Raw genomic sequence first — 21,849 nt, 5'->3', positions numbered from 1 at the left:
TCCGGCGATCAACGGGAGGCCACGAAATGGCAAGAATCTACACCAGAACCGGCGACGCCGGCAGCACCGGGATGCTTCATGGCGGCAGGGTCTCCAAGGGTGATGAACTCATGGACGCGGTCGGCGACATCGACGAAGCGGTGTCTGCCCTCGGTCTGGCGCGAGCGGGATGCGCCGAGCCCGAGCATGCCGCGATCCTGTTCCGCGTGCAGCGCGATTTGTTCGTCGTCGCAGCTGATCTGGTCGTGAACCCAGCTCACCGCGACCGCCTCGTCCCGCGCATATCGCTGGTCGTTCCGGACATGGTCACTGAGCTGGAGGGAATCATCGACGGGCTGGTGACCGCCCGGCCGCTGCGGCCGGTTTTCCTCATCCCCGGGTCGACGCCCACCGAGGCCGCCATCGATCTGGCCAGAACGGTGGTGCGGCGGGCCGAGCGGCACACGGTGCGGGCCGGTGTGGTCGGGCATCCGGTCAGCGACGACGCGCGGCACTACCTCAACCGGCTCTCCGACCTGCTCTACGTGCTTGCCCGGCACTCGGCGGGCCCCGAAACAGAGCCAGCCAGCCACGACTGAGGACGACTCAAAATTGAATTCTCTCCCTCGCCGGTTCCTCCTCCGCTTAGCCTCAATACCGTTCAGTTAAGCGTTTGAGTGGTGATTTTGGCTCGTGGAGGGGTAGTACACGGTCGCGAGTTCTATCGCGGAGGCCTCGGCCGGATCAAGGATCGTGGTCAGCAGCCGGTCGGCGTCAGGGTTGTCGCGTCCGTCGTCGATCGTGTAGTCCACGACCCGCACGGTCAATGGTGGTGTCGATTGCCGCCCCGGGCCCGAGGTCGGGATGATCGTCGCCAGCCAGGACCCGTCAGCGAGGGTCTCCTGATGCCGAGGGCGGAGGTTCGTCTTGACCCACCAGAGCAGGTCAGCGCCCGTCGCTGCCGCTTGAGCCCACAACCGGAAGCCGGAGAAGCCGCGGTCGGCGAGGACCAACATGCCCGGTTCGAAGCGTCCTGCGAGCTCTCGGGAGAGTTCAATTTCCGACGTCGCGCACGGGCCAATCACCGCGTCCAGAATGGCATGCGTTCCGCACTCAGCCAGGGCCACCAGGCGTGCTTGCGGGAAAGCAGATTGTTCGCCCCGGCTGACCGGCCCCCGGGGGCGAGCAGGCGGTACTCGATCTAGCCGCAGTGCTGCTCGTCACTCCGCTGCCGCGCACCCGTGCGCTCTGGGCAGCCACTCTTGTCACCGGAGTAGCGCGGCACCAAGCCGCGTTGATCGTCGTCTTTCACCACGTGCTCGCCGACGGCGTGGCTGGCCTGGTCGTGCTGGGCGGGCTCGTAAACCAGTCGGACGCTACCGGGACGCCCAGGGCCGTGGGCCCGAAGACGCGTGAATCCGATTTCCCGCGGCCGCAAGCCTCCATTCGCCAGCTTGCCATCGACGCCTGGACCCGCCGGCTAGGTTCACTGCGAGCTCTCCCCGCTCTGCTGCGCCGCCTCCGCGATGCGGCCCGGGAATTGCGGTCGGTGCGGTGGACGCGCCTGAGGTCAACGTCGCTCAACCGGCCGACCGGCCCGCGACGAAGCCTCGCTACGGTCACGGTGGCGCTGGACGGGATCCGCAACGCCGGTCACGCCCAGAAAGCCACGGTCAACGACGTCGTGCTCACCGCGATCGGTGGCGCGCTGCCGAACTCTCCTGCCACTGGCCAAGGCCCTGCACGAAGGTTTTACTGAGGCAATTTGGGAAAGTCGCGTCGGGTCCGCTGCCGGGTAACGTTCCGACGAGACCGCCCAGGATGCACCGGTCGATCGCGACGAGTCGCCCGAGTCCCCGCAATAAATTCCTTGGCCGACATTCAGCCCTAGAAGTCGGGCACGTCGGGCAGAAACTACTGCGGGCGCGGGCTGTGCCATCCACCAATAACGTTGTTCCCGACGATCTGCACGACGCCAATGGTCGGCCGGGCGAATCCGGTCAGCATCTAATGGGATTCAATCCTCGCAGAACCCCTAGCCGATACGGAGCGAGGGAGAGCTCCATCGACCGAGTCTCTGTTGCGCGCGGTTAGCCTCCGCGCAACAATGCCCCTCGAACGGCTTATCCGATTAGTTCCACGCCTGGTCTCGGAAATCGCGGATACCGTGCTCGCTCCGGCTCTTCAGCGCCAGCGTGAGCAGATGAATCAGATCGCGAAACCCCCGCGTCGGCGTCGGGTACTTGAACACTCGGTCCGTCCAGCCTTCTGGGCTCATCCGGCAACGAACGCGCCAGCCATGAGGTCAATTTCGCTTTCCGGGATGTTGAGTCGGCGGGCTTCCACGACCCACCCGGAGACAGCGGCCTTGACTTCTGATAGCAATGCGACGGCGTCTTTCACACGGAAGTACCGAGCCACGTCTAGGAGGGCGGCGGTGTCCGCGAAAAAGGTGTCGTAGTCGATGGACGTGGACAACTCCTTGGGTCCCGCCGCCGGGTTGGGGTTGAGGTCGAACGCGGGAGACAAGTCCCAGCTGCGTGTGGTGTCCGACCGGAGGAACCCGTGGTTTCTGAGATGGTCGTCGGTGTTAGAGATCAGGATTGAGAACGCGATCCGGCGCCACAGCTCGCGAAGGTCACGCGTCGCAAATGAGGATGACTGCTCAATGACCTCGGCGATTTCCAAGTAGCTGCGGTGCTCGCCGTCAACTGCTTCGAGCATCGTCATAGCGCTCACATATCCGATGCGACTATCCCCGACTCTGTCGAACCTGTTGAGCAGCAGCACGTTCCGGCCTGCGACACTCATCAATTCAGTGCGCGGCGTTCGAATGCCTGCCCGGCTGGCCAGCGTCAGAGCAAGCTGCTCCCACGCCATGACGTCCCATTCGTCGGAGGCAACACGGGGGAACTTCGCAATGAGCAATGCACCCCGGCCGTTGACAACGGAAGCTTTGGGCCGGGCACCACCGATAGAGCTTCCCGCACGCAGGAGTAGCCGCAACGATTCGTCATCGGGATGGTCGCTCTCAACAGATTCAACAGCGTGGAGAAGTCTCGGCAGGCCGACCAGGTGCGGCACGCTTGCAGCCGCCGGCCCCAGCCAATCAGTGGTCCCCGGACGACGGAACCGGAAGGCGCCCTGACGAAGGTCGTCGCGAACACCGAGCGTGTAATCAAGTTCGCCGAAACTGCGTGCAGCTCCACCGCCTTGTGCGGCACGGTGGTGTTCGGATCTTTCGATGAGTTTGCGTCCCCAGCGGTCGGGAGCGCAGTCCGTGAACGCCCCGAAAAGGCGACGCCCGTCCGCAGTGTTGAAAGACCCGGATGAGAGGGGTAGTCCCGGATCGAGCGAGTACGCGTCTGGTCTGGCCAGATAATCGATGTCGTAGGTGAAAGTGGCGCTCTCGGAGTTGCGTCGACGATGCGCGTAGACCGTGCCCGCGCGGACGTCGACACCGTCTATTTGCACCCAGACTTCCGCGTCAGACATCGGCCTGTTTCTTCGGCCGGCTCTGACGCACACGCTGCGGGAGAACTTCCTCGGAGCGAAGCCGGCCGATGTCGCTGCGATAAGGGTCGGCGCTCTCAACGACCGTGTCCATGATTCCAAGTGCCCGGAAGACACGCAGCGCGGTCTCGAGGCTGACGCCTCCCTGCCCTGATTCCAGCTTGTGGAGGGTTGCCCGGCTCATGCCCGCGCGGTCCGCGACCTGCGCAGCAGTCAACCCGAGAAGTTTCCGCCACGTCTGAATGTCTGTGCCAAGTTTACGGAGAGCACGCCGGACGGGGATGGGGGTTAATCGCTTCTCAACCATTGACTCTCCTCCCTAACGTCTATTATTTTATACACTAACGTTCATAAAGCATTTGATACTTCGCCTTAAATTGGTTTCCCGTCTGCGGCGGATCGCAGCGCACCGGACGAGTGTGCCGCGTGTCGGGCGTGTGGCGGGCAGACTCCGGTGCCTTTACGGGCGGAGAGGTTCACGCGTGCCCACATTTGGCAGGAATGTCGGGTGCGGCCCAAGCTCACACGACTCACAAATCGCACCAGACTCACAAGACTCACGAGGGACTGCCTCGAGTTCAGTTGACTCCAGGGGTGAGTGGTTTCAGGCGGCCGCGCGAGCCGGGCGAATGGCCCCTTCGATCTCCGCGCAGGCGCCTGATGTCTGGCATCGGCGAAGAGTTTCTTCATCCCGCCGTGGCGGAGCAGAGCCATGTCATCGATCGAGTCCGCGCCGGCGAGCATCCCCGCGACCAACGCGGTGACTTTCAACCCTGCGTTCGCCCCGAGGTACCCCGGCAACGTCAATCACCGGCTGGCAAGCTCGCCCAGGCCCGTGGAGGCGGCCAACATCATCGCAGGGACGAGTCCGGCGGCCGACACGAGATTGGTGTCATCGAGGGACGCTGACAAGGCCGTGGAACTATGGAAAAATTGCATCTACGAGATGCCTTTCGTGTCAGTCGAAATGAACCCTAAGTGAGTTCTATTTTTCCTGGTCTGGAAGGCATTCTCTGTTTAACGCGCCGTCAACTCCCCAGCCTCACCGGTGGATTGAGGCTTAGGACACCGTGACCAACACCGGGGGGACCGGCAGGCGAGGTGACGGCGTGCGTCGAGCACCCCAGGTTCGCCGCCATCCGGCACGGTCGGGACCGGATGCCGCCGACAGGCCCCCCGGTGGAACCGTGCGTGCTCGGGCGGTCGGCCGTGCACTGACGTCGGTGAACTCCGGGACCGCAATTTCGTGGTCGATGACCGCACCGTCGGCGATGAAAGCCCCACGGCCGATGTCCGTGTTGCTGGCCAGGCGCGCCTCGTTTCCGACAATCGCATCGGCCCCGACATGCACGTTCGCGCCGACGAAGACCCGCGCGCCGATGATCGCCCCGTGGTCGATCCAGCTCCCCTGCCCGATCCACGATTCAGGCCCGATCTGGGCGTCACTTTCCACATACGTTGCGCTCGACACGTAGGCGCTCGGGTTCACTTGGGCACCGGGCGACACCAGTCCACGCCCGTTCTCGTGACGCCGGTACTTCGTCACCTGGCCCTTCTCGAGTTCCACTTCCACACTCATTCTTGCCACTAGCAGTCTCCTCGATCTCATCGTGTGATTTATTAAAAGGATAACTCTGCTTTTAATAACCTGTCCAGGAAAGTTGCCCGGCGATCACGGCGCGGGCGCCGCAGCGGCCCGCCCGAATCATCCGTCGATGTCACCCGGGCTAGACGGCGCTGGACGGCTCCCACAGGTTGATGCCCATGTCGACGGCGTGCTCGTCGATCGCCGTGATCTCGGCGTCGGTGAACGCGAGGTTGTCGATCGCGGCGATGTTCGTCTCCAACTGCTTCACCGAGGAGGCGCCGACGAGCGCCGTGGTGACGGTTTCGCGTCGCAGCACCCACGACAGGGCGAGCTGGGCGAGCGACTGACCGCGGGCATCCGCGATCTCGGTCAGGGCACGGATGCGCCCCACCGTCTGGTCGTTCACCATGTCGCGGCTCATCGAGCCGGCCTGCGAGGCTCGGGACCCCTCGGGCACCCCGTTCAGGTAGCGGTCGGTGAGCAGCCCCTGCGCCAGCGGGGAGAAGGCGATGCAGCCGACGCCGAGGTCGTCCAGGGTATCGAGCAGTCCGTCTTCGACCCAGCGGTTGAACATCGAGTACGAGGGCTGGTGGATCAGCAGCGGCGTGCCCATCTCGGCCAGGATCGCGGCGGCCTGCCGGGTGCGCTCGGGCGAGTACGAGGAGATGCCGGCGTACAGCGCCCGACCGCTCGTGACGGCCGTGTGCAGCGCACCCATCGTCTCCTCGAGCGGGGTGTCCGGGTCGGCCCGATGGGAGTAGAAGATGTCGACGTAGTCGAGGCCCATGCGGCCGAGGGACTGGTCGAGGCTCGAGAGCAGATACTTGCGGGAACCCCACGAGCCGTACGGGCCCGACCACATGCCGTAGCCGGCCTTGGTCGAGATGACCAGCTCGTCGCGGTGCGGGGCGAAATCCTGCGCGAGGTGCACGCCGAAGTTGCTCTCGGAGCTGCCCTTGGGCGGGCCGTAGTTGTTGGCCAGGTCGAAGTGGGTGACGCCTAGGTCGAAGGCGCGGCGCAGGATGGCGCGCTGCGTCTCCATCGGTGCGGTGCCGCCGAAATTCTGCCAGAGGCCCAGCGAGATCGCGGGTAGTTTGAGGCCGCTGCGCCCGGTGCGGCGGTAGGGCATGGAGTCGTAGCGGGTGTCCGCGGGAAGGTACGTCATCCCTTCAGACTCGCACAGTCGGCTGGGTAGCCCTCTGCCCCACTGATCCGCCGTGTCATCCGTTCGGCCGATGCGCGGCTCCCCCGCAACCCTGCGAAGATCGAAGCTCCCCCTTCTTTCGTCCCGTTCCCCACCCCCTGGAGTGTTCCCCCGTGTCTCCCCGCCTCTTCTACCGCACCATCGCCATCGCTGAGGCGGTGACCTGGACCCTCCTGATCGGCGGCATGCTGCTGAAATACGTGGCGGATGCCGGCGGCACCCCGGTGCGGATCGCCGGCTCCCTGCACGGGTTCGTCTTCATCAGTTACGCCCTGACCGCCGTGCTGGTGGGCCTGAACCAGCGCTGGCCGGTCCGGCTGATGGTGCTCGCCGTCGCCACGGCGATCGTGCCCTACGCAACGGTGCCGTTCGACATCCGTCTCGACCGCAGCGGCCGGCTCGACGGCGACTGGCGCCGCGTCGCCACCGACGACCCGCGCGACCACACCTGGGTGGGCACGCTGCTGCGCTGGATGCTGAACCGTCCGGTGATCCTGATCAGCAGTTTCGCCGTGGCCGCGGTGGCGATCATGACGGTGATGCTGTCGCTGGGTCCTCCCGGCGGGCGCAGCTAGCGGGCGGCCAGGCCGCTGCCAGGCTATAGCCGGGCGGCCTCGGAACCGGCGCTGGAGCGGCGCGGCGGGTAGACTCGCCAGGTCAAGCATCCGTTATCTCTGGGAGAACGCCACTCGTGACCGCTGTTACCACCACACCCTCCCGCGGCATTGCCGACACCGTTGCAAACGCGATTGCGACGCCCGAGAAAGAGCAGCCGTTCGACGCGCTGGGGCTGACCCCGGGCGAGTACGCCGAGATCCGACAGATCCTCGGCCGCCGCCCCACGAGCGGCGAGCTCGCGATGTACTCGGTGATGTGGAGCGAGCACTGCTCCTACAAGAGTTCGAAGAAATACTTGCGCTCGTTCGGCGAGAAGGTCTCCCCCGCCATGAAGAAGAACCTCATGGTCGGCATGGGCGAGAATGCCGGTGTGCTGGATGTCGGCGAGGGCTGGGCGGTCACGTTCAAGATCGAGTCGCACAACCACCCCTCCTACATCGAGCCGTTCCAGGGTGCCGCGACCGGCGTCGGCGGCATCGTGCGCGACATCATCTCGATGGGCGCCCGCCCCGTCGCCGTGATGGACGCCCTCCGTTTCGGACGTCTCGACGACCCCGACACCGCCCGCGTCGTGCACGGCGTCGTGTCCGGCATCTCCTTCTACGGCAACTGCCTCGGCCTGCCCAACATCGGCGGCGAGACCTGGTTCGACAAGGTCTACCAGGGCAACCCGCTCGTCAACGCACTCTCCGTGGGCGTGCTGCGCCACGAGGACCTGCACCTCGCCAACGCCACCGGCACCGGCAACCAGGTGGTGCTCTTCGGAGCCCGCACCGGCGGCGACGGCATCGGCGGGGCATCCATTCTCGCCTCGGACACCTTCTCCGAAGGCGGCCCCACCAAACGCCCCGCCGTGCAGGTCGGCGACCCGTTCGCCGAGAAGGTGCTGATCGAGTGCTGCCTCGAGCTCTACCGCGAGAAGCTCGTCGAGGGCATCCAGGACCTGGGCGCCGCAGGCATCTCCTGCGCCACCAGCGAGCTCGCCTCCAACGGCGACGGCGGCATGTTCATCGAGCTCGACAAGGTGCTGCTGCGCGACCCCACCCTGACGGCCGAAGAGATCCTGATGAGCGAGAGCCAGGAACGCATGATGGCCGTCGTCACCCCGGAGAAGCTCGCCGGTTTCCTCGCCATCACCGCCAAATGGGATGTCGAGACCAGCGTGCTCGGCGAGGTCACCGACTCCGGCCGGCTCATCATCGACTGGCACGGCGAGGAGATCGTCAACGTGGACCCGCGCACCGTCGCGGTCGACGGGCCGGTCTACGACCGCCCGGTCGCCTACCCCACCTGGCTCGACGCGCTGCAGGCCGACAGCGCCTCCGCGCTGCCCCGCCCGACCTCACCCGAGGTGCTGCGCGAGCAGTTCCTGGCCTTGCTCGGCTCGCCGAACCTGGCCGACCCGAGCTGGATCACCGACCAGTACGACCGCTACGTGATGGGCAACACGGCCCTCTCGTTCCCCGACGACGCGGGCATGATCCGGATCGACGAGGAGTCGGGCCTCGGCTTCGTCATCGCCACCGATGCGAACGGCCGTTATTGCCAGCTTGACCCGTACCGCGGCGCGCAGCTCGCTCTGGCCGAGGCCTACCGCAACGTGGCCGTGACCGGCGCGGTGCCGGTCGGCATCAGCGATTGCCTCAACTTCGGTTCGCCGGAGAACCCCGAGGTGATGTGGCAGTTCGCCCAGACCGTCGACGGTCTGGCCGACGGATGCCTGGCGCTCGAGATCCCGGTCACCGGTGGCAACGTGTCGTTCTATAACCAGACCGGCGACCAGCCGATCCACCCGACCCCTGTGGTCGCCGTGCTCGGCGTGATCGACGACGTCGCCCGCCGCGTGCCCAGCGGCTGGCAGGACGACGGCCACAACATCTACCTGCTCGGCGTGACCCGCGAGGAACTGGACGGCTCGGCCTGGGCCGAAGTCATCCACGACCACCTGGGCGGGCTGCCGCCCGTCGTCGACCTGGCCGGCGAAGCCGCCCTGGCGGGGCTGCTGCACGCGGCGTCGATCGAGGCGCTCATCGACAGCGCCCACGACCTCAGCTCGGGCGGGCTGGCGCAGACGCTGGCCGAAGCGGTGCTTCGGTTCGGGGTCGGAGCCCGCGTGTGGCTCGGCGACATCTGCGAGCGCGACGGGATCGACGCATCCGTCGCCCTGTTCTCGGAGTCGGCCGGGCGCGTGATCGTATCGGTTCCTCGGGAAGACGACGTGAAGTTCCTCGGCCTCTGCGAGGGGCGAGGCTACCCGGTGCTGCGCATCGGCGTGACGGACTCGACCTCGGCGAGCCTGGAGATCCAGGACCACTTCACGGTGTCGCTCGCCGACTTGCAGACGCGTCACCGCAGCACCCTCCCCTCCCGTTTCGCGCAGTAGGGGTTCCTCCTCCGCCCGTTCTCCCGCTCCCCTCCGACCGACCGACCCCGTTTCGCCCCTGCGTGCGACCAATCGGCCGCCATCGCCGGGATCAAAGTGGCACTTTCCGCGCACGCGCGAGCACCTGCGGTCGGCGCCTGTGGATAGAGCACCGTGCGAATCGCAGCGGGTGGCATCATCGTGCGATGAGACCGCCTTCTGAGCTGCCGGCCGGGCTCGGTGATGGGCCGTTTTCCGTCGCCGACGCTCGACAGCGGGGAGTCAATTCCGGGCGACTGCGGCGCAGCGACCTCGCGCGGCCCTTCCACGGCGTGCGGGCGCCTGTGGGGCGCGGCCCGTCACCGGCCCCCATCAGCGACGCGGACAGGTGGGCACGGATCCGTGCAGCAGCGCGCACCCGGGCCTATGACTACGCGGTGCGGATGCCGTCAGATCAGTTCTTCAGCCACGCGACGGCCGCGCTTCTCCACGGGCTGCCTCTCCCCGCACGACTCCTCGAGCGGTCAATCGTGGATGTAGGCACAGGCATTCGGACCCGGCGCCGCCGGGGCAAGGGCGTGCGCGGACATCTGATTCCGCTGGACCGGGTGCGCGTCGTTTCGGTGGGACACCTCGCCGTCGCTTCAGCGGTCGACGCGTGGGTCCAGCTGTCGACGGTCCTCACCCTCGATGAGTTGATCATCATTGGCGACTCCCTCGTGCGCCGCCAGCGGCCTGCGGCCACGATGGCGGAACTTCACCTGGCCGTTGCGCGGCACGCGGGCTTGCCCGGCGCCTGTCGTCTCCGCGAGGCCCTCGCCCTGGTCCGTCCGCGCACCGATTCTGCAAAGGAAACAGTGCTGCGACTTCTCATCGTGCGGGCAGGCCTGCCGGAGCCGGAAGTGAACCTGACCCTCGTCAATCGATACGGCGCCTTCATGGCCTTGGGTGATCTCGCCTACCTGCGCTACAAGGTCCTGATCGAGTATGACGGCGGCCAGCACCGCGAAGACGAACGACAGTTTCACCGCGACATCGACCGGCTGGACGAGCCCATGGAAGAAGGGTGGCGGGTCATCCGTGTCAACAAATCCCACTCTCCCCATGCGGTCATCGCCCGAATTCGCACCGCCCTTCTCGATCGCGGTTGGATCCCCTAAATCCCACCTCCAGCCCCACACCCTCTCCAGGGGTCGCGTGCGCTAGAAACGCCGCCATTCCCCGTCGTATGGCGGCATTTTGAGCGCACGCGGGGCCGTGCAGCGGGGCGCCCGCTAGATCGAGAAGGGGGCGCCGAGGTGGAGCTCCGAGCGTGACCAGAGCGACTCTGCGACCGCGGGGTCGAGCGAGGTGCGCGTGGGCTCCTGCAGCGTCGGCAGGCCGCGCGTGAGATAGCGAGGGCCGTAGTAGTCGCCGCCACGGGCATCCGGGTCGACGGCCGCACTCACCGTGGGCCAGGCCCCGGCGTCCTTGCCTTGAGCACCGAAGGACTGCAGGGTGTCGGCGAACCGGTTCGCACGCGACGGCTGATTGACCCCGCGGATGCCCGGCGTCAGACCCGAAATCGAGTAACCGGGGTGTGCGACGAGGCTTTGCACCCCGTCAGTGCCGCCGGCTCCGGCCGCCCGCAGCCGTCGATCGAGCTCGAAGCCGAACACCTGCATGGCGATCTTCGACTGCGCGTAGGCCTTCCACCGGTTGTAGCCGGACTCCAACTGCAGGTCGAGCAGCGGCGAGTCCAGCAGCCGCGAAATCATCGACCCGAGCGCGACGACCCGGCTGCCGGGCGTGCGCCGCAGAGCCGGCAGCACCCGCGCGGTGAGCGCGAAATGGCCGAGGTAGTTGGTCGCGAAGACCAGTTCGTGCCCGTCGGGGCTCAGCTCGCGCGTGCGCGGCGGGTGCACGATGCCCGCGTTCAGGATCAGCCCATCGATCCGCGGCAGCTCCAGCAGCGCGTCCGCGGCACGGTGTACCTGGGTGAGGTCGCTCAGGTCCAGCGGTATCGCCGACACGGATGCCCCGGGCACCCGGGCGTGGATGGCCGCGACCGCGGCTTCCGTCTTCGCGAGATTGCGGCAGGCCAGCACGACGTGGGCGCCCGCGGCGGCGAGTTGCTCGGTGGTGAAGTAGCCGAGGCCGGCGTTGGCGCCGGTGACGACGAAGGTCTTCCCGAACTGGGCCGGAAGGGCGCGCGACGCCCCGGGGAGCGCGGAGGTCTGAGAAGTCATGAGGTGGCCGGCGCCGTGGTGGCGGAAGAATCGGGGCTGGTGCCCACGACCGGCCGTGCGACATCCGTTCGTGCCCCCGCAGCTCGCGGCGCGGACCCGTTCGCCGACTCGGTGCCGGCGATCTTCTCGTGGTGGTGGATGACCTCGGCGATGATGAAGTTCAGGAACTTCTCGGCGAAGGCCGGGTCGAGCCGAGCCTCCTCGGCCAGTCCGCGCAGTCGCTGGATCTGCAGCAGCTCCCGCTCGGGGTCGGCGGGGGGCAGGCCGTGCGTGGACTTGAGCCGTCCGACCTGCTGGGTGAACTTGAACCTTTCCGCCAGCAAGTGGATCAGCGCGGCGTCGATGTTGTCGATACTCTGACGGATGCTGCCCAGTTCGTCGATCGCTTCCTGCCCCGCGCCGGCGGGCAATTCCTCGTGTGCAGCCATGGTTCGACGATACCGTTTCGCGCGCGGTGACCGCACGACCGGCACTGCCCGCCGTCTTCGATGGAGGCCGCGGGCTACCACCCGGAAGCGGTCACCCGCTCCAACGCATTCCACGCCCGCTCCGCCGAGGTCAACAGTTCCGGTCGACTTCGCCCGGCGCGCGAGTCGATCTCGACCGGAAGTGTCGATTCCGGCGCCATACCGGTCGCCATTAACTCCGTGACCGCTGCAGCGGCGCGGGCGACTCCGCCGACCCAGACGACCCAGACGACCCAGACGACCCAGACGACTCGGACGACCCAGACGACTCCGCCGACCGGGCCGCCCTCACCGGCCGCGCCAACCGCCGCGCCGACCCCGCCCGCCCAGGCAAGCGCAGCCGCCGCTGGGTCAGCAGGATGCCGAGCAGCACCAGCGCCGCCCCGGCCGGCTCGTGCCACGAGAAGGTCTCCGAGAGCACGAGCACCCCCAGCAGCACCCCGACGACGGGTGTGACATACGTCACCGTCGACGCGTTCGTCGGTCCCCAGGCGCGCAGCACGTTGATGTGCCAGATGTAGGCCACGCCAGTGCCGAGCGCGCCGAGAGTGAGCAGTCCGGCCACGATCGGCACGGTCAGTGCCACCGGATGCGCCGCCACCACCGGGGTGGCCACAAGCATGATCGCCCCGGCGATGCCGATGTTCAAGAACGCGAAAGTCGCGGGGGCGATCGGCCGGCCGCTCAGGAACCGGCGGGTGTAGCCGAACGTGAAGCCGTAGCAGACCGCCGCGCCCAGGCAGGCCAGCTGGCCCCAGAGGTCGCCGGTCAGGGCCGCGTAGCGCCACGGCGCGATGATCACGACCACGCCGGCGATGCCCACGAGGATGCCTGCCACCTGCCCGCGCGCGAGCCGCTCCACCCGGAACGCGAGCGTCGCCATCACCGCGGTCATGATCGGCGTCACGGCGTTGTAGATGCTGGCCAGACTCGACGACACGTACTGCTCCGCCCACGCGAACAGAAGGTGCGGCACGACGCATCCGGTGATCGCGATCACCAGGAAATGCAGCCAGACCATCTTCTCGCGCGGCAGCACCGGCCCATTGGCCACACGCGGACGGCTGGTCAGCACGATCAGGCCGAGCGTGAAACCGCCGAGCACCAGCCGCGACCACGCCACCTGGCCGAACGTGACCCCCTCGAGGGCCACTTTCATGAACAGGAAACTGGATCCCCAGACCACACCCATGCCCAGGAACTGCAGGGTAACCCGGGTTCGTCCGGCGGCGGGAACGTCTCTCACCTGCCGACTGTACCGCGCCCCGCCGACACTCCGCACGGGTGCCGGACTGGTGCCGACCGCCGCGGCCGAAAGCCGCCGATCATTGGCAATGAGTGACCCGCCGCGCACGCGAACGAATTCGACGGAGATTTTCACGAAAACGGATGCTGCGGGCCGGTTTTCGGCTCTTGGCGGCAAAATCTCCGTCGAATTCGTTCGGGCATTGAGCACGGAACCCACTCCGCACGGACGCGCTCGACCGCGGCCCGCTGCACGCGCCGAAGCGCGCCGGAACGCGCCGGAGCACGCAAACGGGCATCCGGCGGTGCCGCCGTCAGGCCACTTCTCTCGTCTCGAGCGGCCGCACCCGGTACTGAACCGAACGCGCGCCGTACCCGTCGAGCCGCGCCCGCAGCCCGGCCCGCACCCGAGGCCACTCGCTGTCGAGGATCGAGTAGATCACGGTGTCCCGCCAGCTGCCGTCGGCCCGCCGCCGCTCCCGGCGGATAATCCCCTCATACGTGGCCCCGATGCCCGCGATAGCCGCGCAGGACCGCACGTTCATCACATCCGCCTGGATCTTCACCCGCCCGAACCCATGGTCGAAGGCCAGCCCGAGCAGTAGTAGCTTCGTCTCCGCGTTGACGGCGGTGCCCCAGACCCGCGGATCGTAAGCGGTCCAGCCCACGTGGGCCGACTCGTGTTGCAGGTGCAGGTCGCCCAGCGTGGACATGCCCACGAGGTCACCGGCGTGCGGGCCGCCGGCCAAGCGCACCGCATAGGGCAGTCCCGCCCAGTGAACGTAGGCATCCGCCCAGTCGGTGAACTCGGCCGGGTCCGTGCGGAGCCCGCCCGGGCCACCGCCAAAACCGCCGTCGAAAACCATTGGATGCGCGATCGCGCCATGCAGCTCGGACAGCAGCGCACGGGTGAGAGGTTCGAGCCGCACATAGTGGCCCACGATGGCGATGCTCTGAGGTCGTTCGGCAGTCATGCCGACACTGTGGCAGCGCCAGGTTGCCACCGAATGAACGGCAGCGGTCAGGTCGGCGCGAACGAATTCGACGGAGATTTTGGCGAAAACGGAGGCCGCGGGCCGATTTTCGCCCTCCAGCAGCAAAATCTCCGTCGAATTCGTCAGGGCACCGGGCGGAGGCCTTCAGCACCGCCCGCAGCCCGCCGTTCACAGCCCGTGGCCCGCAGCCGGCGGCCCACAGCCCGTGGCCCGCGGCCCACAGCCGCGCTTGCCTCAGTCGACGAGATCGTGGCGCGAGATGATCTCCTCGCGGCCGGGACCGACGCCGATCGCCGAGATGCGGGCGCCGCTCATCTTCTCGATCGCGAGCACGTAGGCCTGCGCGTTCCGCGGCAAGTCCTCGAAGGTGCGGGCGCCGGTGATGTCATCGGTCCAGCCGGGGAAGTCCTCGAAGATGGGCTTTGCGTGATGGAAGTCGGACTGCGACACGGGCACCTCGTCGAAGCGCACGCCGTCGACGCTGTACGCGACGCAGACGGGAATCGTGTCCAGGCCGGTCAGCACGTCGAGCTTGGTCAGCACGAAGTCGGTCACCCCGTTGATGCGGGCCGTATAGCGGGCGACGGGCGCGTCGTACCAGCCGCAGCGGCGCGGGCGCCCCGTGGTGGTGCCGAACTCGAAACCGTTGGCGCGCAGGAACTCGCCCGACTCGTCGAACAGTTCGGTCGGGAACGGGCCTGCGCCGACGCGGGTCGTGTACGCCTTGACGACGGCGATGATCCGGTCGATCCGGTTCGGGCCGATGCCCGAGCCGGTCACGGCGCCGCCGGAGGTCGCGTTCGAGGAGGTGACAAACGGGTAGGTGCCGTGGTCGACATCCAGCATCGTGGCCTGGCCGCCCTCGAAGAGCACGGTCTTTCCGGCGGTGAGGGCCTCGTGCAGCAGCAGGGCGGTGTCGGCGACCATCGGGCGCAGACGCTCGGCGTAGCTGAGCAGGTCCTGGACAATTTCGTCGACCGTGATCGCGCGACGGTTGTAGACCTTGACCAGCAGGTGGTTCTTCTGGGCCAGGGCACCCTCGACCTTCTGGCGCAGGATGTTCTCGTCGAACAGGTCCTGCACGCGGATGCCGACGCGGTTGATCTTGTCGGCGTAGGTCGGGCCGATGCCACGGCCGGTGGTACCGATCTGGCGCTTGCCGAGGAAACGCTCGGTGACCTTGTCGACCGTGCGGTGGTACTGGGTGATGATGTGAGCGTTGGCGCTCACCTTGAGTCCGGACACGTCCACGCCGCGGGAGATCAGCGCGTCAAGTTCTTCGAAGAGCACCTCAATGTCGACGACCACGCCGTTGGCGATGATCGGCGTGACACCGGCGGTGAGGATGCCCGACGGCAGCAGGTGCAGCGCGTACTTCTCGGTGCCGATGACCACGGTGTGGCCGGCGTTGTTTCCGCCGTTGAATTTGACCACGTAGTCAACCCGGCTACCGAGGAGGTCGGTGGCCTTGCCCTTGCCCTCGTCGCCCCACTGGGCTCCGATTAGAACGATCGCTGGCATTTAGTTTTCTCCTCGGATAAAGAACGCCTCGGTGGGCGGGGCCGGGTCGGTGGCCCGGTAGCCGTCCGGTGTGCTGGTCTCCTGATCAAGGCGGCTGATCACCGTGGGATCGGCGCCGTTCAGGAAGGTGGTGAGACGGTCGAACTCGTTCTGTTCATTGATCTCGCCCGCGGCCCGGCGCAGCGCATAGAGCGCCCGCAGGACTCCGCGATTGGGTTCGTGGGTCCAGCGCACCGGGCCCTGGCCGTGCCAGCCTGCCTTGCGGAGCGCGTCGAGGCCGCGGTGGTAGCCCACGCGCGCATAGGCGTAGGACTCCAGGGTTCGACCCTCGAGGTACGTGGCGTCGGCCAGCACGGCCCACGCCAGGGAGGACGTCGGATGGGCCTCCACCACGCCGGAAATACTGCCGCTATCGGCTCGGCGGAGCGCCTCGATCACCTCCGGTTCCGCGGGAAGAAGGGTCTCGGGCTGCTCAATCAAATTGTCGCCGGTCACACTCGATCCTAACAAGGCCCGGACCGCTCCTCGCCGAACAGGCCACCGGAGAGGGAACCGAGGATGGCCGCGGCGACCTCGTCCCGCGGCCGGTCCGGTTCGAAAACGAGCCATTCCAGGCCCGCCATCAGCACGGCACCGAACACGCTCGACGCCATCAGACCGCAGGTCGCGTCGGCACGGCTGCCCGGCTTCGCCTCCGCGATCGCGTCGGCGAACACGGCGAGGGCCTCGTGCCGTAGCGCAAAGAGCGTCTTCTGCCAGGTGCGGTCGGTGCGGAAGATCTCCGCCGCCATCAGCTTGGACAGTGCTGTGTTCGCCGCGATCCGGTCGAGCAGCGCGCGCACCAGCGCCTCGAGGGCCGCGCTGCCGTGCAGGCCGGCCGAAGCGGCGCGGAGGGTTTCGGCGAGCGCGCCGACCCCCTCCTGTAGCAGTTTCTCGAACAGTTTGTCTTTGGAGCTGAAGTTGTAATACAGGCTGCCCTTGGCCACCCCGGCCCGCTCGGCGACCTCATCCATCGTGGTGCCGCTGATGCCCCTGGTCGCGGCGAGCTGCAGCGTGGCGTCGAGGATGGCGCGTTTCGTTCCGGTGGCGCGTGCCATTGGAGTTCCTTTCCACGGGCAGGTTCGGTGCCGGCAGGTTCGGTGCCGGCAGGTTCGGTTCGGTGCCGGGGCCGCGCTAGATGGTCAGTTCGGGGTGCAGCCGGCCCACGGTCCAGATCCTCTGGCGGCCGGCGCTCCAGGCGCTGATCGCGATCGAGCCGACCAGCATCACGGCGAGGACGGCAACCGAAACCCACAGTCTAGAGTCGATGCCTCCGGTGATCAGTTCGCGCAGCCCGGTCACGACGTACGACGCCGGCATGAACGGATGCAGCACCTGGAAGAACACGGGCGTGGTCTCCACCGGATAGGTGCCGCCCGACGAACTCAGCTGCAGCATGAGCAGCACGAGGCTGACCACGCGGCCGGCCGCGGTGCCGAGCAGGATGATGAACATCTGCTGCAGAGCCAGGAAAGCGAGCGTCGTCAGGTAGAGGAACGCGCTCATCCCGAACCAGTGTTCGGGCTGAAGGCCGATGCCGTAGACCAGCACGAGCACCATGATCACGACCTGGGCGAGCCCGATGGCCATCGCCGGCAGGAAGCCGGTCATGGTCGAGCGCAGCCCGGAGGCGGCGCTGGCGAGGGCCCGGGTGGGCAAAGCCCGCAGGATCAGCCAGGTGATCAGCCCGCCGACGAAGGTGGCCAGGGCCAGGAAGAAGGGTGCGAACCCCTCGCCGAAACTGTCGGAGGCGTTCTCCCACTTCTGCACGAGCGTGACCGGGCTGGCGATTACGGCCGTCTTCTTTGCAATCTGGTCCGCGGTGAGGTCGGGCGCACTTTGCCCGCCCGTGGTGAGGGAGTCGGCGAGGGTGCCGCTGCCGGCGGCGAGTTCGGCGGCGCCGGTGTTCAGGCTCACGCCGCCGTCGACGAGCTGCCGGGTGCCGTCGGACAGTGACCCCGTGCCCTCGCCCAGCAGCTCGCTGCCGGCGAGTACGGAGTCCGCCCCGGAGGCCGCGGTGGCGGCCCCCTCGGCCAGGGAGGCCGCGCCGGCCGAGAGTTGCCCGGCACCGGTGGCCACCTGGGCGGCGCCGGAAGCCCCGGCGATCAGCTTGCCGGAGAGTTCCCCGGCTCCGGTGGAGAACTGGTCGCTGAGCCCGGCATAGGTCTGGGTCTGGGTGAGCGCGCCTTGGGCACCCGCGTTCACGGCGCCGGCGCCGGCGTCGAGGTGCTCCACGGCCGGAAGGAACGCCGACGCGGGGGTGCCTTCCGGTGCCGCCTGTATCTGCAGGAGCAGGTCGTGCAGTCCGGTCGACACCGAGGCGGTGCCGCCGGCCAGCGTGCCGGTTCCCGCGGCGATCTGGTCGGCGCCGTCGGCGAGCTGCACCGATTTCTCGGAGAGGGTCGCGGCACCCGTGGCGGCGGCCTGCATCCCCTCGGACACCTGCACGGTGCCGTCGGAGAGGGTCACCGAGGAGCCGGCGAGCGCCCGGGCGCCGTCGGACAGCGTGTCCAGTCCGGTCGCCAGGGTGCCGGCGCCGTCGGTGAGGCGCGCAACGCCGTCGTCGAGGGTGAGCGCTCCCTCAGCAAGGGCATCGAGGCCGACCAGGAGGGAGCCGGTCCCGGCCGACGCTGTGGTGAGCCCGTCGAACAGCCGGCCGGCGCCACCCGCTGCCGAACGGATGCCGTCACCGGCCTCGTTCACCCCCACCAGGAGCGCATTGACGGTCTGGTCGCCGATCTCGGTGGCGACCGCGTCCCGCAGTTGAACCATGGCCTGCTTGCCCATGGTCGTGGCGAGAAAACTGTTGCTGTCGTTGTAGTCGACCTGTACGGTGGCCGAAAGCGGGGTGTCGGTGCCGGCGGAGACGGCGCTGGCCGAGAAGTCGCTCGGGATGGTGACCGAGAAGTAGTAGTCGCCGTCCCTGACGCCCGCGGCGGCATCCGCCCCGTTCGTCACGGTCCAGCCGAGCTCGTGGCCGTCGACCAGCTCGTCAACCAGGTCCTGGCCGGCGGTGACCGGTTCGCCGTCCCGGCTGGCGCCGGCGTCTCCGTTGACGAGCGCCACGGGGAGGTGGTCGAGTTCGTGGTCGGGCGCCCAGAAGGCCCAGAGGTAGAGCGCCCCGTAAATGAGCGGGATGAACATAAGCACGACGAGGGCGATCTTGGGCATCTTGCCCTTGCCGAAGCGGTGCAGTTCGGTGCCGGAGGAGAGGAAGGCGAACATTCAGCGGGTCTCCTGATTCAATGGGAGGGCCGAGGTCATCCCGGCCTTGGTCATCACGACAACGGCCGGGTCGATGCCGAGCTCGGCCCACATCTCGGTTTCGGGCGCGGTCGCGGACGCGATCACGCTGGTTCCGGCGGCGGCGACACAGGCGAGGCGCTGCCAGAGGATGCGCCGGGACTCCGGTGCGTGCACCTGCTCGACCTGGTCGAAAAAGAGGATGCTCGGCTCGTTCATGACCGCGAGCGCGGCCCTCAGCAGCACGGTCTGCACCTCATTGAGGTCCCAGATCACGGTGTCGGCAGCCGGAATCGGCACGCCGCCGAACACGGGGGCGCAGACGCGGCGCACCTCGGTGTCGTCGACCGAGCGGATGAACGCCCACCAGGGGGAGATCCAGGCCGTGCGCTCACGGATTGCGGCGCCGACGGTGACCGATTCCTCGAGGGTGTCGATGTCGTGGAAGCCGGAGATGCCGGTGCGCTTCTGCACCCGGCGGGCCCGGCGGGGCAGCTCGTGGCCAAGCACCTCGAGGGTTCCCTCGCTCGGCTTCATGCGACCGGCCAGGGTCAGCATCAGGCTGGTGCGGCCGCTGCCGGTGGGGCCGCAGAGCACGGTGAGGCCGGTGCCGGCCTCAAAGCTCAGGGGCCCGTAAACCGAGCCCCGCTTGAATCGCAGGGCCAGGTCGTGCGCCCTCACTGTCGACTGCACGTCGATCCCCTCGTTTGTACTGACTAGTCAGTATAGAACAAGGGATCGACGTGCCGCGTGCCACGGCTCAGGCCGGCGCGCCCCGGGTGCCGCCCGGACGGTGACGTGGCCTTCGCCACGTTGAACGCCGTTCTGGCCGCGGCTAAGACTCCGGAGTATCGGATGCTGCGCGACGACGCGGGAATGTCACCGCGTCGCCGCGGCTGGGAAGCTTCGCGAGCTCGGCCTCCGCGGGGGTGGGAGCTTCGGCCGGGGCCGGGAGGGTCGACCAGCGCAGCAGAGCGGCGGCGCTCGTCTCCGCCGGAAGCTCCCCGGGAGACACCACCATCACCCGCGCATCCGTCAGCATCGCCGCCCGGATCAGCGCGTCGGCGGCCGGCACCGAGCCGAGCTCATTTGCGCCGAGGGCATCGGCCGAGGTGGCTGCCAGCCACGGCTCGCGGTCGAGGGCGATCAGAGTCGTCCCCGCCATCCGGTCCGGGGCCAGCATCAGCACATCGACCTGGCCCTGCTGCAGGGCTCGCACCACGGCCGCGAAGTCGAGCTCGGAGAGGCCGCTGCCCTGTCCCGTCCCCAGCCGCTCGAGGGCGTCGTGCTCCTCCTGCGCGAGAATTGCCGCGAGGTGGCGATTGAGGTCACCTTCGAGTTCCTCCTGCGTGGCACCATCCGGGCGGGTGTTCGTGGCAACGACGTGCAGCACCTCGCGGCTGGCGGGAGAGAGCTGGTCGACGAGCAACTGGCGGGCACGCACGTCGCCGGTGAGCACGAGCAGCTCGGCCTTACTGTCCCGCACGACCTCGTCGATCGCGGCAGCGATCTGGCCCTCGTTGCGCTTCCACACCTCCTCGGTGCGGTGCTGATAGCGCCCGTTCGCAAGGAAGTCGTCTTCGGAACCCACCTTCGTGAGAAACTCCGTGTCGCCCTCCACCTTCACCTTGGAAACCGGGTGCGAGCGGCTGAGCCGGTAGAGGGTGACCTCGCCGCCGTCGCGCCCGGCCTCGGCCACCACGTACCTGAGGTCCCGTGGGCGGTGGATCAGCAGGGGGATCAGAGCGGGCACCGGCCCGTAGGAGACCAGCAACTCGCCGAGCGGCTCCCCCGAGAGCACCTCGTTGAATTCGACCACGCCCTGCCGCACGAACATCAGCCTGCCTATCGAACCGCCCACGCCCGGCGGCTCCTCAATCAGCTCGATGATGGTGCTGATGTCGATCTCCGGGGCACCGGCATCGGTCAGCGCTTCCCGCAGGGTGCGCTGGCGCAGGGAAGAGGTTCGCCGGGGGTTCTGCGCATCCTGGGTCACGTCAACGTAGGCACTCGACACCGAACCGGATCGACGGTATAAGTCCGCGAGCCCCTCATTACCGAAATCAGCCATTGCGGAGTCCTTTCTGTGGCAGTTTATTAACCACGGTATCCCCGGGTTCCGGCGTTCACAACCCTGCCGGGACGGTCCGCAGCGGAGCGGAAAAGCTGCCCCTCTCCGGTCGTTACAGGGCGGTCTGCTGGTGCGTCGCGACGCACCAGCCGCCGTCGGCGAATACGTAGGTCGTGGCCGCGTTCGCCTCGATCACCTCGTCGCCGCGGTGGGCCAGGAGCCGGTAGACGAGCACCCCGGCGTGTTCGTTCTGGCGCACCACGGCCGGCTCGCGGAGCTGGTAGCTCGTGATGGCGGGCATCTCCTTGAAGAAGGCGATCGCTTCGTTGCGGGTGACGATCCTGCCCGGCAGGATCAGCAGTCCGTCCGCGGTCATCGTTCGCCGGTAATAGTCTCCGCCGCGGCCGGCGAGAATCGCCTGCCACCCTTCGTGCTCTTCGTGAAGGAGGCGGGCGGGCAGATCGTCAGTGATCGCAGTCATGACCCAACGCTAGCCCCTCAAAGCACCGACTGAGCCTCTGGGAGCGGGACTGAGTTCTGGATCTGCGGCCGGGCGAGCCGCCCGTCAGTACGGCGCCGGGTCGAGCTCGGGATCGGGATCGGACTCGGGCTCGGGCTCGGACTCAGCCGCAGGCGTGCGCGGTTCCGGTGCGGGTCTCGGCGCAGGCGACGCCGAGCGGATGACCGTGGCCGGCTCACTCACGAACGTGCGCCCGGTCGGCGACGTCCACTCAAGCGTGCCGTCACCGAGGTGCAACACCCGCCACCCGGTCTCG

At 67.8% G+C, this 21,849-nt stretch carries 19 protein-coding genes and 4 pseudogenes; 5 read left to right on the top strand and 18 right to left on the bottom strand.

All coding sequences use genetic code 11. The features are described from left to right. Positions 1-26: 26 nt before the first annotated feature. Positions 27-578, top strand: coding sequence for a cob(I)yrinic acid a,c-diamide adenosyltransferase (locus E3N86_RS00300; RefSeq protein WP_104099443.1), 552 nt, complete (start codon positions 27-29; stop codon positions 576-578). 66 nt (positions 579-644) lie between these two features. Here E3N86_RS00300 and E3N86_RS00295 read toward each other — a convergent pair whose 3' ends face one another. Next, positions 645-995 (bottom strand): hypothetical protein, encoded by a 351-nt coding sequence (locus E3N86_RS00295; protein WP_174842980.1) that lies wholly within the window; start codon positions 993-995, stop codon positions 645-647. A gap of 164 nt (positions 996-1,159) precedes the next feature. Between E3N86_RS00295 and E3N86_RS00290 the strand changes: the two are divergent. Continuing rightward, positions 1,160-1,738 (top strand): annotated as a pseudogene (locus tag E3N86_RS00290) (wax ester/triacylglycerol synthase domain-containing protein); the annotation flags it as partial. 515 nt (positions 1,739-2,253) lie between these two features. Here the strand turns inward: E3N86_RS00290 and E3N86_RS00285 are convergent. The 5 genes and pseudogenes from E3N86_RS00285 to mgrA all read right to left on the bottom strand — a co-directional run bounded on the left by E3N86_RS00285 (position 2,254) and on the right by mgrA (position 6,245). Further along, complete coding sequence (locus E3N86_RS00285) at positions 2,254-3,474, bottom strand: type II toxin-antitoxin system HipA family toxin (RefSeq protein WP_134511087.1); 1,221 nt, start codon at positions 3,472-3,474, stop codon at positions 2,254-2,256. After that, positions 3,467-3,799, bottom strand: coding sequence for a helix-turn-helix transcriptional regulator (locus tag E3N86_RS00280; protein WP_134511086.1), 333 nt, complete (start codon positions 3,797-3,799; stop codon positions 3,467-3,469). Before E3N86_RS00280 ends, E3N86_RS00285 begins: the two co-directional genes overlap by 8 nt. Before the next feature lie 359 nt (positions 3,800-4,158). Continuing rightward, positions 4,159-4,431: pseudogene (locus E3N86_RS00275) on the bottom strand (IS1380 family transposase); the annotation flags it as partial. A gap of 121 nt (positions 4,432-4,552) precedes the next feature. Next, the gene (locus tag E3N86_RS00270) at positions 4,553-5,071 is read right to left on the bottom strand and encodes a hypothetical protein (protein WP_241985891.1); all 519 of its coding nucleotides are present in this window, start codon (positions 5,069-5,071) and stop codon (positions 4,553-4,555) included. Positions 5,072-5,219: 148 nt separating this feature from the next. Next, a complete protein-coding gene (mgrA, locus tag E3N86_RS00265; RefSeq protein ID WP_134341997.1) occupies positions 5,220-6,245 on the bottom strand; it encodes an L-glyceraldehyde 3-phosphate reductase in 1,026 nt (341 codons plus the stop codon). Positions 6,246-6,397: 152 nt separating this feature from the next. On the opposite strand from mgrA, the gene E3N86_RS00260 reads away from it, so the two are divergent. From E3N86_RS00260 to E3N86_RS00250, 3 genes are all read left to right on the top strand, one after another. Further along, entirely contained in the window at positions 6,398-6,859 is a 462-nt protein-coding gene (locus E3N86_RS00260; protein WP_134341998.1) for a DUF3817 domain-containing protein, read from the top strand. A gap of 116 nt (positions 6,860-6,975) precedes the next feature. Next, entirely contained in the window at positions 6,976-9,285 is a 2,310-nt protein-coding gene (gene purL / locus E3N86_RS00255; protein ID WP_134341999.1) for a phosphoribosylformylglycinamidine synthase subunit PurL, read from the top strand. Between the two features lie 185 nt (positions 9,286-9,470). After that, positions 9,471-10,424, top strand: coding sequence for a hypothetical protein (locus E3N86_RS00250; protein ID WP_134511084.1), 954 nt, complete (start codon positions 9,471-9,473; stop codon positions 10,422-10,424). A gap of 114 nt (positions 10,425-10,538) precedes the next feature. Here the strand turns inward: E3N86_RS00250 and E3N86_RS00245 are convergent, their stop codons facing one another. From E3N86_RS00245 to E3N86_RS16600, 12 genes and pseudogenes are all read right to left on the bottom strand, one after another. Continuing rightward, positions 10,539-11,492, bottom strand: a complete 954-nt coding sequence (locus E3N86_RS00245; protein WP_134511083.1) for an SDR family NAD(P)-dependent oxidoreductase — start codon at positions 11,490-11,492, stop codon at positions 10,539-10,541. Positions 11,493-11,593: 101 nt separating this feature from the next. Then, positions 11,594-11,920: pseudogene (locus E3N86_RS00240) on the bottom strand (chorismate mutase); the annotation flags it as partial. A 211-nt stretch (positions 11,921-12,131) separates the two neighbouring features. Further along, on the bottom strand, positions 12,132-13,205 hold the full coding sequence (locus E3N86_RS00235) for a DMT family transporter (protein WP_338145463.1): 1,074 nt from the start codon (positions 13,203-13,205) through the stop codon (positions 12,132-12,134). A gap of 313 nt (positions 13,206-13,518) precedes the next feature. Then, a complete protein-coding gene (locus E3N86_RS00230; RefSeq protein ID WP_241980612.1) occupies positions 13,519-14,178 on the bottom strand; it encodes a GNAT family N-acetyltransferase in 660 nt (219 codons plus the stop codon). Between the two features lie 255 nt (positions 14,179-14,433). Further along, positions 14,434-15,720, bottom strand: a complete 1,287-nt coding sequence (locus E3N86_RS00220) for an adenylosuccinate synthase (RefSeq protein WP_104099431.1) — start codon at positions 15,718-15,720, stop codon at positions 14,434-14,436. Beyond that, the gene (locus E3N86_RS00215; protein ID WP_241976913.1) at positions 15,721-16,215 is read right to left on the bottom strand and encodes a DUF3151 domain-containing protein; all 495 of its coding nucleotides are present in this window, start codon (positions 16,213-16,215) and stop codon (positions 15,721-15,723) included. Between the two features lie 8 nt (positions 16,216-16,223). After that, a complete protein-coding gene (locus E3N86_RS00210) occupies positions 16,224-16,817 on the bottom strand; it encodes a TetR/AcrR family transcriptional regulator (RefSeq protein WP_134342002.1) in 594 nt (197 codons plus the stop codon). 76 nt (positions 16,818-16,893) lie between these two features. After that, on the bottom strand, positions 16,894-18,984 hold the full coding sequence (locus tag E3N86_RS00205; protein WP_104099428.1) for a YhgE/Pip family protein: 2,091 nt from the start codon (positions 18,982-18,984) through the stop codon (positions 16,894-16,896). Continuing rightward, positions 18,985-19,695: an ATP-binding cassette domain-containing protein gene (locus E3N86_RS00200; RefSeq protein WP_134416535.1), complete on the bottom strand. Its 711-nt coding sequence runs from the start codon at positions 19,693-19,695 to the stop codon at positions 18,985-18,987. It abuts the gene before it with no gap. Between the two features lie 142 nt (positions 19,696-19,837). Next, positions 19,838-21,073, bottom strand: coding sequence for a hypothetical protein (locus E3N86_RS00195; protein ID WP_134511080.1), 1,236 nt, complete (start codon positions 21,071-21,073; stop codon positions 19,838-19,840). 112 nt (positions 21,074-21,185) lie between these two features. Continuing rightward, a complete protein-coding gene (locus E3N86_RS00190) occupies positions 21,186-21,554 on the bottom strand; it encodes a DUF4440 domain-containing protein (RefSeq protein WP_104099425.1) in 369 nt (122 codons plus the stop codon). An 84-nt stretch (positions 21,555-21,638) separates the two neighbouring features. After that, positions 21,639-21,849 (bottom strand): annotated as a pseudogene (locus tag E3N86_RS16600) (hypothetical protein); the annotation flags it as partial.

It is taken from the genome of Cryobacterium sp. Hz7, from assembly GCF_004402815.1.
In the GTDB taxonomy this organism is placed as follows: Bacteria; Actinomycetota; Actinomycetes; order Actinomycetales; family Microbacteriaceae; genus Cryobacterium; species Cryobacterium sandaracinum.
This window is presented reverse-complemented; position numbering and strand designations above follow the sequence as displayed.

Bases quoted from the DNA above. Each gene is read 5' to 3' on its own strand.
- E3N86_RS00300 (WP_104099443.1), top strand. From the start codon at position 27: ATGGCAAGAATCTACACCAGAACCGGCGACGCCGGCAGCACCGGGATG.
- E3N86_RS00295 (WP_174842980.1), bottom strand. From the start codon at position 995: ATGTTGGTCCTCGCCGACCGCGGCTTCTCCGGCTTCCGGTTGTGGGCT.
- E3N86_RS00285 (WP_134511087.1), bottom strand. From the start codon at position 3,474: ATGTCTGACGCGGAAGTCTGGGTGCAAATAGACGGTGTCGACGTCCGC.
- E3N86_RS00280 (WP_134511086.1), bottom strand. From the start codon at position 3,799: ATGGTTGAGAAGCGATTAACCCCCATCCCCGTCCGGCGTGCTCTCCGT.
- E3N86_RS00270 (WP_241985891.1), bottom strand. From the start codon at position 5,071: ATGAGTGTGGAAGTGGAACTCGAGAAGGGCCAGGTGACGAAGTACCGG.
- mgrA (WP_134341997.1), bottom strand. From the start codon at position 6,245: ATGACGTACCTTCCCGCGGACACCCGCTACGACTCCATGCCCTACCGC.
- E3N86_RS00250 (WP_134511084.1), top strand. From the start codon at position 9,471: ATGAGACCGCCTTCTGAGCTGCCGGCCGGGCTCGGTGATGGGCCGTTT.
- E3N86_RS00245 (WP_134511083.1), bottom strand. From the start codon at position 11,492: ATGACTTCTCAGACCTCCGCGCTCCCCGGGGCGTCGCGCGCCCTTCCG.
- E3N86_RS00230 (WP_241980612.1), bottom strand. From the start codon at position 14,178: ATGACTGCCGAACGACCTCAGAGCATCGCCATCGTGGGCCACTATGTG.
- E3N86_RS00220 (WP_104099431.1), bottom strand. From the start codon at position 15,720: ATGCCAGCGATCGTTCTAATCGGAGCCCAGTGGGGCGACGAGGGCAAG.
- E3N86_RS00210 (WP_134342002.1), bottom strand. From the start codon at position 16,817: ATGGCACGCGCCACCGGAACGAAACGCGCCATCCTCGACGCCACGCTG.
- E3N86_RS00205 (WP_104099428.1), bottom strand. From the start codon at position 18,984: ATGTTCGCCTTCCTCTCCTCCGGCACCGAACTGCACCGCTTCGGCAAG.
- E3N86_RS00195 (WP_134511080.1), bottom strand. From the start codon at position 21,073: ATGGCTGATTTCGGTAATGAGGGGCTCGCGGACTTATACCGTCGATCC.
- E3N86_RS00190 (WP_104099425.1), bottom strand. From the start codon at position 21,554: ATGACTGCGATCACTGACGATCTGCCCGCCCGCCTCCTTCACGAAGAG.